This is a genomic window from Modicisalibacter sp. MOD 31.J, assembly GCF_020147985.1.
Classification (GTDB): Bacteria; Pseudomonadota; Gammaproteobacteria; order Pseudomonadales; family Halomonadaceae; genus Modicisalibacter; species Modicisalibacter coralii.
The window spans coordinates 597011-609200 of sequence record NZ_JAGXFF010000003.1; the positions used below are offsets into that span (position 1 = coordinate 597011).

A 12190-nucleotide genomic window follows, 5' to 3' on the forward strand; every position below is an offset into this window, starting at 1 on the left:
TGCCGCTGCGGCAGCGCTAAACCCACGAGGCGCGGCGTTTACCCAGACGAGTCCAGTGGATCACGGCCGCTGCCGGCCCGTGCCGGCGGCACGTCGGCACCCGTCTCGGGGTCGGGGCGTGAACCGGTCGACCCGGTCCCGGACTCCTGCAGCCCGCCGCTGAACGCCTTGAGCCCCTCCAGCAGCGGGCCCAGCGAGCGCCACAGTGCCTCGTCGTGAAGCAGATCCTTGACCCCCAGCACACCCGGTGGCGGGTAGGCCTCGCTGGCCTCCTCCCGGGAGGCGGCGCTGACGCCGCGGGCGGCGGCGTCGAGCCAGCGCTGGAGCTCCTCGGGTGGCACCCGGCCGAGCAGGCGCAGCAGCAGGTAAAGGTTGGCCCCGCCGCGCACGCCGGTGTCGCTGTCGAGTTCCTCGGCGAACAGCCGCGAGGTCTCGGGCAAGGCTTCGAGGAAGACATTGAGCGTGCGGAAGACCTGCCGCCGGTGCAGGTTCTCGATCAGCCGCTCGAGTTCATCGTGGGCGTCGGGCGCCGTCTTGCCGCCGAAGGCGCCGGCGGGCACCTGGTCGGGCTTGATTGCCTTGGCCATCAGAATCGCTCCGGGTCGGGTGAGGCATGGGGCGGGCGCTGGTAGTCGCTGCGCGCCCACTTGCGGTCGACACCGATATCCTGGATCGGGATACGCTTGCCGTTGCGGTGGTTGTTGCGCGGTAGCGGCGAGGGGCCCTCGGTCTGGAGCACGTCCATCTTCACGGCGATCTCCTTGTAGGCCGGGGTGTCCACGGCGACATCGGCGTGATCGCCGGTCAGGCGATTGACGTTGCCTTCGCGGGTGTGCAGCGGCACGTACAGGCCGTGGCCGACCACGCGGTCGGTGACCAGCACGCGCAATTCGATCTCGCCGCGCCGCGAGGTCAGCCGTACCAGGCTGCCGGTCTCGACACCGCGCGCCCGGGCCAGGTCGGGGCTGACCTCGACGAAGACCTCCGCGAGCTTGTCGTTGATGCGGCCCGCGCCGGTCAGGTTGCCTTCGTGGAAGTGCTCGAGGACGCGGCCGTTGTTGAGGTGCAGGTCGTACTTGGCGTCGATGCGTTCGGGCGAGTCGCGCCATTCGACCGGATGGAAGCGCGCCATGCCGTCGTCGAAGTGGAACTCGAGGTCGGCGTAGAGCCGCGGGGTGTCGGTGCCGTCGGCGGCCACCGGCCACTGCAGCGACTGCCAGCCTTCCAGTCTCGCGTAGCTGACCCCGGCGAACAGCGGGCTGAGGCTGGCCACCTCGTCCATGATCTCGGACGGGTGACGATAGTCCCAGGGATGGCCCAGGCGGCGCCCCAGGTCGGCGAGGATCGCCCAGTCGGGGCGCGCGTTGCCGAGCGGCTCCATGACCTGATAGAGGCGCTGGATACGTCGTTCGGTGTTGACGAAGGTGCCCTCCTTCTCGACGCTCGGCGCCGCCGGCAGCACCACGTCGGCGTACTCGGCGGTACGCGAGAAGAAGATGTCCTGCACCACCATGAATTCGAGCCGGCCGAAGTTCTCGCGCACGTGGTTGGCGTTGGCGTCGACCAGCGCGCTCTCCTCGCCGATGATGTACATCGCCTTGAGCTTGCCCTCGCTGACCGCGTCGATCATCGAGTGGTTGTTGAAGCCGGCCTTTTCGGGCAGCCAGTCGACGCCCCAGCCCTGACGCCAGTGCTCGCGGGCGTCGGCATCCTCGACCGACTGATAGCCGGGGAAGATGTTGCACAGCGAGCCGAAGTCGCTGGCGCCCTGGACGTTGTTGTGGCCGCGCATCGGGTAGCCGCCGGTGCCGGGGCGGCCGTAGTTGCCGGTGACCAGCAGCAGGTTGGAGATCGCCGTGCTGGTGTCGGAACCGTAGGTGTGTTGAGTCACGCCCATCGCCCACAGGCCGCAGACCCGCTCGGCGCGACCGATGCGTTCGGCGGCCTCGATGATCGATGCCTCGCTGAGGCGGGTGATCTCGGCGGCGTAGCCGACGGTGAACGGCTCCAGCGAGCGTCGATACTCCTCGAAGCCATGGACGTGGGCGTCGATGAACTCGCGATCGGCGTAACCGTGGTCGATCAGATAGCGGGTCACCGCGCACAGCCACACCAGGTCGGTGCTGTTGCGCGGTTGCAGGAACAAATCGGCACGCTCGGCCATCTCGTGGCGGCGTACGTCGGCGACGATGTGCTGCTGGCCGTGATGCTTCTGGGCGCGCTTGAGCGAGGAGGCGATCACCGGGTGGTTCTCGGCGGTGTTGGTGCCGACCATCAGGATCAGGTCGGCCATCTCCAGATCGCTGATGCTGCCCGAGTCGCCGCCGTAGCCGACGGTGCGGAACAGTCCGGTGGTGGCCGGGTTCTGGCAGTAGCGCGAGCAGTTGTCGACATTGTTGGTGCCGAACACCGCCCGGGCCAGTTTCTGGGTCAGGTAGGACTCCTCGTTGGTGCACTTGCTCGAGGCGACGAAGGCCAGCGAGTCCCGGCCGTGGGTCTCGCTGATCTCGCCGAGGCGGCGCGCCACCAGATCGAGCGCCTCGTCCCAGCTGGCCTCGCGAAAGTGCTCGCCGTCGCGGATCAGCGGCTGGGTAAGGCGCTTGTCGCTGTTGACGAAGTCCCAGCCGAACTTGCCCTTGATGCAGGTCTTGATGCCGTTGGCCGGGCCGTGCTCGGTGGGCTGGACCTTGAGGATCTCGCGCCCCCGGGTCCACATCTCGAACGAGCAGCCCACCCCGCAGTAGGTGCATACCGTCTTGGTGCGCTGGATGTCGGCATGACGCTGGGTGGCGTCGACTTCCGACATGGCGAAGATCGGCCCGAAGCCGGTCACCGGCTCCAGGCGCTTGACGGCGTCGGTGAGCGGGCGCTTGACGTCCCACGACATCGCCGTCAGCGGCCCCGCCTCGCCGTGCATGGAATTCTCCATCAGCGCGTTGCAGGGGCAGGCGGTAACGCACTGGCCGCAGGACACGCAGCTCGATTCGTCGGCGACCTCGCCGCCGTCCCACAGCACGCGGGGATGCTCGCGCTCCCAGTCGATGGTCAGCGTCTCGTTGACCTCGAGGTTCTGGCAGGCCTCGACGCAGCGCCCACAGAGGATGCACTGATCGGGATCGTAGGTGTAGAAGGGGTGCGAGGTGTCCTTGGCGTAGGGCTTGGGCTCGTAGGGGTAGCGCTGGTTGGGCACCTGCATGTCGCGCACGGTGTTGTGCACCTCGCAGTTGCCGTTGTTGTTCTCGCACACCGAGCAGTAGAGCTCGTGGCGTGCGATCACCCGGTCGATGCCTTCGTGGCGTGCCGCGTCGGCCTCATGGGGCGACAGCTCGACCGCCAGGCCTTCCTCGGCACGCAGCGTGCAGCCGCGGGTCAGGCCGGCGCCGGTGGCGACCCAGCAGGTATCGCAGGTTTCCAGCGGGCCGAGTTGCGGGTGATAGCAGAGGTGGGGCAGGTCGATGTGATGACGTTCCAGGCAGGCGATCAGCGGTTCGCCCGGCAAGGCCTCGATGCGCTGGCCGTCGACGTGGATCGTGCAGCGCGTATCCGTTTGCGCTTCGTCGTGCATGGTGCTTGCTCCCTCTCAGAGAGACACGGTCGGGCCGGACGCCAGTTTCCGGCCGGGTATCGTTAGCGGATTCCATTCGTCTGTTAAGTAAAGTGTCTCGCGGCGGATGTCGCCATAGGGGAAAACCCCTAGTCCAGCGACTACGCTGAGCATGACGCAGCTGCGGCCGCGTCTCGCCACGGACGGCAACCCGCGGAGGCTCCATGCAGGACACACCCACGATTCACCTCGTCGACAACGGCTCGGCCCGGGCAGCGCACGACTGGGCCCGCCACCTGCCCTGGCCGGTGCAACGCTATGCCGGCGGGCGCGAGTTCCTTGCCGTCTGGGCCCGGACGCTCGCCGACGCGTCGTGTCGCACGCCGGGTTGTGTGGTCAGCGAGTTGCGCCTGCCGAGCATGGATGGCGTGGCGTTTCAGCAGCGCCTCGCGGCGCAGGGCGACCCGCCCCCCGTGGTGTTTCTCGCCGGCGAGGCCGATGCCGTGCTGGGGCTGAGGGCGATGCGTGCCGGAGCGGCCGATGTCCTGCTGCGGCCGTTGGCGGCCGGGGAACTCCGCGAGCGGGTGAACTGGGCGACCCGGGGTGATCTCGCCCGGTGTCGGGCGCGTCGCCAGCGCTTGGACGTGGGCGAGCGATTCGCGCGGCTGACGCCACGTGAACGCGAGGTGCTCGACGGCGTCGTCGACGGTGCGACCAGCAAGGCGATCGCCGCGGAACTGGGGATCAGCCCCAAGACCGTCGAGCTGCATCGTGCCCGGATCATGACCAAGCTGGAGGTCGATTCACTGGCGTGCCTGGTGCGCCTCTGGCTGGTCGTCCGTGAAGGCGAGCCGGCCGCCGGGCCGGGGCGGGCATGGCGACGTTGATCGGCGGGGCGGGATCGCCCATCCTGAAGGGGCGACCGAGGATGGGTCGACGCGCAAATGTGCCACAGGAATAAGGAGACTCCATGACCACTTACATCGTTGCCACCGATGCGGCGCGTGCCCGTGTCTTTGCCTATGCAGCCGGTAAGATGAACGAGGTCGAGGACTTGTCCCACCCGGAGAGCCGCGAGCATACCGGCGATCTGCGCACCGGCGGCAAGGGCGAGTCCGGCGGCGGAGGCGGTGCCAATCTTCGCCAGACCGGCAACGACGACGCCACGTCCGACAAGCATGCGATGTTCTTCGCCAAGGAGGTCGCCGGCTATCTCAAGGATGCGCGCTCCCAGGGCAAGGCGGACAGTTTCGTGATCATCGCCGAGCCCAGGTTCCTCGGGCTGCTGCGCGACAAGATGGACTCCAACACCCGCGACATGGTGGTCAGGGAGCTCGACAAGGACCTCTCCAAGGCCTCCAAGGAGAAGATCGCCGAGGCGCTGGGCAAGCCCTACGCCTGATCCCACCCCACCCTCGACGACCATCGCAACGCCGCCCCGCCATCCGGGACGGCGTTTTTCTGCGTGCCCGGTTCGTCCTTGATCCCGGGCAACGTTTCGGGAATCGCCACTCAAGTTGTCTTGACAGCAGCCGATATGGCCCATAAGCGCCGCACACGAAGACGGCGCGCCCTATCGATGATCGATCGACCCAAGCCCTGAGTGAGATTTCCGACATGCTGTCCTCCCTGAAACGCCGCATTCAGGTGGCCTGCGTGGCCATCATTGCCGTGGCCATGCTGCTGGTCGCGGGTACCAGCTATTTCACCGTACGCAGTCATTACGAAAACGCCATCGGCAAGAGCCTGGCGGCGACCGCCGAGGGCGGCCGCGATACCATCGAAGTCTGGATCGACGATCGTCGTCGCATGATCGAGGCGGCCCGCAAGCCGGTCGCCGAGGGCGATCCGCTGCCGGCCCTGATTCAGCTCGCCGAATCGGGGGGCTTCATCGCGGCGTATGTCGGCAAGACCGACGGCAGCATCGTCATGTCCGATGGCTGGGTGCCGCCCGACGATTTCGATCCCCGCCAGCGTGGCTGGTATCGGGATGCCGTGGCGCACGGCGGGACCATCGTTTCCAAGCCCTTCATCGATGCCAATTCCGGCAAGCCGGCGGTGTCGTTCGCCACGCCGGTGAAGCGTGACGGCAAGCTCTGGGGAGTGATCGGCGGCGATGTGGCGATCGCGACCATCGTCGACACGGTGGCGGCGATCCGGCCCACGCCCTCGAGCTTCGCCTTCCTGAGCACCGGCGACACCCTGATCGCCCATCCCGACGAGGCACTGACCCTCGAACCGCTCTCGGCGCTGAGCGCGGGACTCACCGCCAGCGACATGAATGCCCTGGCCGACCAGCCTGGCTGGCAGCCGGTCACGATCGGCGACGCCGCCCAGCGACTCGAGGTCGTGCCGATCACCGGTACCGACTGGCGACTCGCCGTGGCGCTCGACGAACGCGAGGCGACGGCCGGGCTGCGCGCGATCATCCGCTCCGCACTGGTCACGCTGGTGATCGTCACGCTGATCGCCGCGGTCCTGCTGGGCCTGTGGCTGAGGCGCGCCTTCGGCGGCCTGGAGCGCGTGCGCGACGCGCTGGAGGACATCGCCTCCGGCAGCGGCGATCTGACCCGCCGGCTGCCGGTTCATGGGCGCGACGAGGTGGCGCAGATCGCCGATGGCTTCAACCACTTCGTCGACAAGCTCGAGGGCGTGCTGATCGAGGTCCGCGACAGCAGCGACTCGGTGCGGGTGGCCTCGGCCGAGATCGCCACCGGCAGCCAGGATCTCTCCGCGCGGACCGAGTCCGCGGCGTCGAGCATCCAGGAATCGTCGGCGTCGATGGAAGAGCTGACCAGCACCGTCGAGCATACCGCCGACTCGGCGCGCCAGGCCGATCAACTGGCCGCCTCGGCCTCCGACGTCGCCACCCGCGGCGGTCAGGTGGTGAGTGAGGTGGTACAGACCATGGACGAGATCGAGGCCTCGTCGCGGCAGATCGCCGAGATCGTCACGCTGATGGACGGTATCGCCTTCCAGACCAACCTGCTGGCGCTCAACGCCTCGGTGGAGGCGGCCCGGGCCGGCGAGCAGGGCCGCGGCTTCGCGGTGGTCGCCGGCGAGGTGCGTCAGCTGGCCAGCCGCAGCGCCGACGCCTCCCGCCAGATCAAGGAACTGATCGACGCCTCCACCGCCAAGACCCGCAGCGGCGCCGAACGGGTGCGTACTGCCGGGACGACCATGGACGAGATCGTGGCGAGCGTGACGCGGGTCACCGACGTGCTGAGCGAGATCAACGCCGCGACCCGCGAGCAGAGTCAGGGCATCGGCCAGGTCAACCAGGCGGTCGCCGACCTCGATCGCATGACCCAGCAGAACGCCGCGATGGTCGAGCAGACCGCCACCGCCGCCGAGGAGCTCAAGGCCCAGGCCCAGCGACTCGCCGAGGCGGTGGGTTCCTTCACGTTGACGCGGCGCACCCGATCGGCAGAGCCACTGCCGGCAGCACCCGCGACCGCCGCCAACACCGCCCGGAGAGAGCCGGACTATGCAATTTAAATCCGTACGTACGCTGGTCACGACGCTCGTCGGCAGTTGCATCCTGCTCGTCGTGGTGGCCCTGGTGGGTTATTCGATGTTCGCCAATTCCCGCAATCAGGCGCTGGTGGACGCGCAGACGAGCGATCTGCTCGAGACGAGTATCGCCGAGCGGCTCGAGGCGGTGGCCTCCGACCAGGCGACGCGCATTCAGTCCAGGCTGGAACACGCCATGACGCTGGCGCGCAACCTGGCGTCGTTGAATGCGATGATGGCGAAACCCGATGCGGGCGGCCCGGCGCCGCTGACGCTCAGCCGCGACGAGCTCTCGGAGGTGGTGCGTCAGATGGTGGTCGACAACCCCGAACTGCTCGACGCCTTCATCGGCTGGGAGCCCGACGCCTTCGGCCACGATGCGCTCTACACCGGACGCGAGGACCAGGGATACGGCCCCGATGGGCGTTTCATGCCCTGGTGGTATCGCACCAAGAGCGGCGATATCGAGGTCCTGGCGCTGGGCAGTGGCATGGAGAGTCAGGAGCGCGACGACTCGGGCATCCGCCAGGGGGAGTACTACCTGTGCCCCAAGGAGACCCGGCGTAGCTGTATCGTCGATCCCCACCTGTACGACTACAACGGCAAGATGCTGCTGGTCACCTCGTTCAACGCGCCGATCCTGGTCGATGGCGAGTTTCGCGGCAGCGCCGGTGTCGATCTCGCCGTCGACTTCATCCAGGGGCTGTTGGATCAGGCCAACGCCTCCCTCTACGACGGCGCCGGCGAGATGGTGCTGATCGCCCCGCGCGGCGGTATCACGGCCTTTACCGGGCACGCCGATGCCCTGGGCAAGCCGATGGCCGGCGCGCTCGGCGAGGCGGCCGTGTCACGGGTCCAGCAGGCCCAGTCCGGCGACTCGGTGTATACCACGACCGACGGCGATGTGGTGCTCTACTGGCCATTCGAGGTCGCCGGGATCGACAAGCCCTGGGTGCTGATGGTGCGGCTGCCGCAGAGCGCCGTCATGGCCGGCTTGAACGATCTGCAAGCGCAGCTCGGCGCGCAGCGTCACGCCTCCATGCTGGGCATGATCGCCGTCGGCCTGGCGATCGCCGGGGTCGGCCTGCTGGCCAGTTGGCTGCTCGGCGGTCGCATCGCCAGGCCGTTGCGCCAGTTGGCCGAACGCATGCGCGACATCGCCTCGGGCGGCGGCGATCTGACCCAGCGGCTACCGGTGCGGGGGCGCGACGAGACCGCCGATGTGGCCACCCAGTTCAATGCTTTCGCCGAGAAGATGCACGACGTGCTGGTCGAGGTCCGCGACAGCAGCGACTCGGTGCGGGTGGCCTCGGCCGAGATAGCCACCGGCAGCCAGGATCTCTCCGCGCGGACCGAGTCCGCGGCGTCGAGCATCCAGGAGTCGTCGGCGTCGATGGAAGAGCTGACCAGCACCGTCGAGCACACCGCCGATTCGGCGCGCCAGGCCGATCAACTGGCCGCCTCGGCGTCCGACGTCGCCACCCGCGGCGGTCAGGTGGTGAGTGAGGTGGTACAGACCATGGACGAGATCGAGGCCTCGTCGCGACAGATCGCCGAGATCGTCACGCTGATGGACGGTATCGCCTTCCAGACCAACCTGCTGGCGCTCAACGCCTCGGTGGAGGCGGCCCGGGCCGGCGAGCAGGGCCGCGGCTTCGCGGTGGTCGCCGGCGAGGTGCGTCAGCTGGCCAGCCGCAGCGCCGACGCCTCCCGCCAGATCAAGGAACTGATCGACGCCTCCACCGCCAAGACCCGCAGCGGCGCCGAACGGGTGCGTACTGCCGGGACGACCATGGACGAGATCGTGGCGAGCGTGACGCGGGTCACCGACGTGCTGAGCGAGATCAACGCCGCGACCCGCGAGCAGAGTCAGGGCATCGGCCAGGTCAACCAGGCGGTCGCCGACCTCGATCGCATGACCCAGCAGAACGCCGCGATGGTCGAGCAGACCGCCACCGCCGCCGAGGAGCTCAAGGCCCAGGCCCAGCGACTCGCCGAGGTGGTGGGCACCTTCACCCTGCGCCGGCGCAGCGAGGCGCCGGCGCCTTACGCCCTGACCTCGGGGCGGGCGACCCGCGGTCGCGCCCTGCCGGAGCACGAGCCGGGCTGACGCCGACCGACGTCGGGACGTACCACGGAACGGGCCGCGATTGCGGCCCGTTTTCGCCTTTCAGGAAAGACCCAGCAGTCCCGGGTTGGCCTGCCAGACGGACCAGGTCAGCGCGGTGGCCAGGCTCACCCAGGCGAGGTAGGGCACCAGCAATACGCCGGCCAGGCGGTTCTTGCGCCAGAAGGCGATCAGCGTCGCCGCGATCAGCCCCCACAGCGCGAGCGTACCGACGAAAGCGGGAGCCCCCAGATGCCAGACGAAGAACAACCAGCTCCACAAGGCATTGACCGCCAGCTGGATCACGAACAGCGACAGCGCGCGGTGGGCGTCCCGCCACCCGGCGCGGCGCCAGACCAGCCAGGCGGCGATCGCCATCAGCGCATAGAGCGTGGTCCAGACCGGGCCGAAGGCCGCCGCGGGTGGCGCCCAGGCCGGTTGCGCCAGTCTGGCGTAGAAGGCGGCGGCGTCCACCGAGGCCAGCGCGCCGATGCCGGCCGCCACGAAGCACAGGGCGAACCAGCCCAGCAGACCGACGCCCTGACGGCGTCCCGGAAGTGCTGACATGACAACTCCTTTCAGACAAGAATAAAACTGTTGTACAACACTTGTTCAAGTTTTTGAAACCCCGGCCGATACCGCTTTCCATGTATCGGTACTCCACTCATCCGATTCGTGCATCCGCCAGGATGGCGAGGGAGACAACGACCCATGCGCAATATTTCAGTGAAGCGGGGACTCTTCACGGCCTTCGGCCTGATGGCCCTGATGATGGTCCTGATCGGCGGTCTCGGTTACTACGCCCACGAGGTGAGTAGCCGCGGGCTGCACGAACTGGCCGAACTCAACGTCGAGCAGGTCAACACGCTCAATCGCACCCAGGTCAATCTGTCCCAGGGACAGACGCGGCTGGTCAAGTTCGAGAACGCCCAGCAGCGCGGCATGCCGGACGAGGCGCAGACCTGGCTGGCGAAGGCGCAAAGCGCCTTCGGTCAAGCCACCGAGCGCTTCGCTCAGTTCGAGGGTGTCGACCTGCCCGCCGACAGCGAACGCCGGCCTTACGTGGAGGCCGTCACCGACGCCTATCATCAGGCGATCAACCAGCCCTTCCTCGACGCCCTGGCCAGCGGCGATGCCCAGGCCCTGCTCGCCAACGACGACGCCTTTCTCGAAAGCTATGCCGAGTTCGCCGATGCCGTCGACGACTTCGTGCACTTCGCCGAACAGCGAGGCAACGACCTGATCGCCGAGGACGCGAGTTTCGCGACGCTGGCCAACCTGCTGGGTTTGCTCCTGCTGGGGCTGACGATCGGCCTCATCGTGGTGATCGTGCTGGGCGTCAAGCGCTGGCTGGTGACGCCGCTGCGCGAGGCGGTCGACCACTGCGAGCGCATCGCCGAGGGTGACCTCACCGGCGATATCCGCGCGCAGGGCGACAACGAGATCGGCCAGCTCTACACGGCCATGGCCGCCATGCAAGGCGGGCTCAAGCGGCTGGTCGGCAGGCTCAAGACGAGCAGCAACGCCGTCGCCCGAGGAGGCGAGGAAATCGCCGCCGGCAGCGAGGACCTGTCGTCGCGTACCGAACAGCAGGCCTCGGCGTTGCAGGAGACCGCCTCGAGCATGGAGGAGATCTCGTCCACGGTGCGCCAGAACGCCCAGACCGCCGAACAGGCCAATCAGCTCTCGGGTACCGCCGCCGATCAGGCCGAACGGGGCGCCGGTGAAGTGGAACAGACGGTGGCGCTGATGCAGGAGATCGAGTCGCGGTCGAAGCAGATCGGCGAGATCATCGAGGTCATCGATTCGATCGCCTTCCAGACCAACATCCTGGCCCTGAACGCCTCGGTCGAGGCCGCCCGAGCCGGCGAGAACGGCCGTGGCTTCGCGGTGGTCGCCAGCGAGGTACGGACCCTGGCGACCCGCACCGCCGAGTCCTCGCGCGAGATCCGCGACATGATCGAGCAGGTCTCGCAGACCATCGCCTCGGGCTCCGCGCAGGCCGGACGCAGCGGCGAGCAGATCCATGAGGTGGTGGCCTCGATCCGTCGGGTCGCCGAGCTGATCGATGAACTGGCGATGTCCGCCCGTGAGCAGGACGCCGGGGTCGAGCAGATCGGCGCGGCGGTCACCCAGATGGATTCGGTGACCCAGCAGAATGCCACGCTGGTGGAGCAGACCAGTACCGCGGCCGGCACGCTGCGCGACGAGTCCCGGCGCCTGACGGACATCATCGGCCGCTTCCGGATCGATGACGATGCACAGTGGCAGGCGCTGCCCGAGGGCGATCCGTCAGCGACCGCCCCGCAGCGGCAAGCCGCCGTTGTGCGCCACGAGCCGCGACCCGCTGCCGCCGCTCAGCGGGAGTCGGAGTGGGACGAGTTCTAGCCGGTCGGGGGATCGCGAGCTTGCCCGGTCGGCCGCTCCCTGACTAGGCTGCACCCTGCAGGATGCCCAGGGGCCGTCGCGTTTCGGATCGACGGTCCACCCGCGACAAGGAGGAACGCTGTATGTCGAGCCCGGAACACAAGCAGAAGATCTGGAAGCTGATCGAAGACATCAAGGTCGGGATGCTGGTGACCCTCGATGGCCCCATGCCACGAGCGCGGCCCATGCATCTGGTGCAGGATGCCTACGACGGCACCCTGTGGTTCTACACCCGGCGCAGTGCCGAGAAGGTCTTCGAGACCCGGGACGATCAGGACGTCTGCATCACCTTCTCCGACCAGGAGGAGGGGGTCTATGTCTCGCTGTCCGGCACCGCCCGGCTCAACGACGACCGCGAGCTGATCGACAAGTACTGGAACCCGTTCGTCGCCGCCTGGTTCCCCGACGGCAAGGACGACCCGGACCTGACGCTGATGGAGATCAAGGTCAAGTTCGGCGAGCACTGGAAGGCCCGCGAAAGCAAGGTGTTTCAGCTCTACGAGATCGCCAAGGCCAACGTCAAGCAGGGCAGCGTGCCCGATATGGGCGAGAACGAAAAGTTCGGTTGAGCGCGGTCGTTCGCCGCTCGCTCGAAAAGC

The 12190-nt window shown here is 67.9% G+C and carries 9 protein-coding genes; 6 read left to right on the forward strand and 3 right to left on the reverse strand.

The features are described 5' to 3' along the window. Positions 1 to 38 precede the first annotated feature (38 nt). A complete protein-coding gene (locus tag KGR00_RS13330) occupies positions 39 to 587 on the reverse strand; it encodes a hypothetical protein (RefSeq protein WP_224418294.1) in 549 nt (182 codons plus the stop codon). Then, on the reverse strand, positions 587 to 3565 hold the full coding sequence (gene fdhF, locus KGR00_RS13335) for a formate dehydrogenase subunit alpha (RefSeq protein ID WP_224418293.1): 2979 nt from the start codon (positions 3563 to 3565) through the stop codon (positions 587 to 589). Before fdhF ends, KGR00_RS13330 begins: the two co-directional genes overlap by 1 nt. Positions 3566 to 3768: 203 nt before the next feature. Between fdhF and KGR00_RS13340 the strand changes: the two genes are divergently transcribed. The 4 genes from KGR00_RS13340 to KGR00_RS13355 all read left to right on the forward strand — a co-directional run bounded on the left by KGR00_RS13340 (position 3769) and on the right by KGR00_RS13355 (position 9167). Then, entirely contained in the window at positions 3769 to 4431 is a 663-nt protein-coding gene (locus KGR00_RS13340; RefSeq protein WP_224418292.1) for a LuxR C-terminal-related transcriptional regulator, read from the forward strand. A gap of 83 nt (positions 4432 to 4514) precedes the next feature. Next, positions 4515 to 4946 carry a host attachment protein gene (locus KGR00_RS13345; RefSeq protein WP_129141682.1) on the forward strand — a complete coding sequence of 144 codons (432 nt, stop codon included), beginning with the start codon at positions 4515 to 4517 and terminating at the stop codon, positions 4944 to 4946. Between the two features lie 215 nt (positions 4947 to 5161). Next, positions 5162 to 7042: a methyl-accepting chemotaxis protein gene (locus KGR00_RS13350; protein ID WP_224418291.1), complete on the forward strand. Its 1881-nt coding sequence runs from the start codon at positions 5162 to 5164 to the stop codon at positions 7040 to 7042. After that, a complete protein-coding gene (locus KGR00_RS13355; RefSeq protein ID WP_224418290.1) occupies positions 7032 to 9167 on the forward strand; it encodes a methyl-accepting chemotaxis protein in 2136 nt (711 codons plus the stop codon). The genes KGR00_RS13350 and KGR00_RS13355 overlap by 11 nt, the downstream gene beginning before the upstream one ends. A 60-nt stretch (positions 9168 to 9227) precedes the next feature. Here the strand turns inward: KGR00_RS13355 and KGR00_RS13360 are convergent, their stop codons facing one another. Then, a complete protein-coding gene (locus KGR00_RS13360) occupies positions 9228 to 9731 on the reverse strand; it encodes a TspO/MBR family protein (protein WP_224418289.1) in 504 nt (167 codons plus the stop codon). A gap of 144 nt (positions 9732 to 9875) precedes the next feature. On the opposite strand from KGR00_RS13360, the gene KGR00_RS13365 reads away from it, so the two are divergent. Then, positions 9876 to 11552 carry a methyl-accepting chemotaxis protein gene (locus tag KGR00_RS13365; protein WP_224418288.1) on the forward strand — a complete coding sequence of 559 codons (1677 nt, stop codon included), beginning with the start codon at positions 9876 to 9878 and terminating at the stop codon, positions 11550 to 11552. A 122-nt stretch (positions 11553 to 11674) separates the two neighbouring features. After that, positions 11675 to 12160 carry a pyridoxamine 5'-phosphate oxidase family protein gene (locus tag KGR00_RS13370; RefSeq protein ID WP_129141688.1) on the forward strand — a complete coding sequence of 162 codons (486 nt, stop codon included), beginning with the start codon at positions 11675 to 11677 and terminating at the stop codon, positions 12158 to 12160. Positions 12161 to 12190 lie beyond the last annotated feature (30 nt).

Bases quoted from the DNA above. Each gene is read 5' to 3' on its own strand.
- KGR00_RS13355 (WP_224418290.1), top strand. From the start codon at position 7,032: ATGCAATTTAAATCCGTACGTACGCTGGTCACGACGCTCGTCGGCAGT.
- KGR00_RS13360 (WP_224418289.1), bottom strand. From the start codon at position 9,731: ATGTCAGCACTTCCGGGACGCCGTCAGGGCGTCGGTCTGCTGGGCTGG.
- KGR00_RS13370 (WP_129141688.1), top strand. From the start codon at position 11,675: ATGTCGAGCCCGGAACACAAGCAGAAGATCTGGAAGCTGATCGAAGAC.
- KGR00_RS13365 (WP_224418288.1), top strand. From the start codon at position 9,876: ATGCGCAATATTTCAGTGAAGCGGGGACTCTTCACGGCCTTCGGCCTG.
- fdhF (WP_224418293.1), bottom strand. From the start codon at position 3,565: ATGCACGACGAAGCGCAAACGGATACGCGCTGCACGATCCACGTCGAC.
- KGR00_RS13340 (WP_224418292.1), top strand. From the start codon at position 3,769: ATGCAGGACACACCCACGATTCACCTCGTCGACAACGGCTCGGCCCGG.
- KGR00_RS13345 (WP_129141682.1), top strand. From the start codon at position 4,515: ATGACCACTTACATCGTTGCCACCGATGCGGCGCGTGCCCGTGTCTTT.
- KGR00_RS13330 (WP_224418294.1), bottom strand. From the start codon at position 587: ATGGCCAAGGCAATCAAGCCCGACCAGGTGCCCGCCGGCGCCTTCGGC.
- KGR00_RS13350 (WP_224418291.1), top strand. From the start codon at position 5,162: ATGCTGTCCTCCCTGAAACGCCGCATTCAGGTGGCCTGCGTGGCCATC.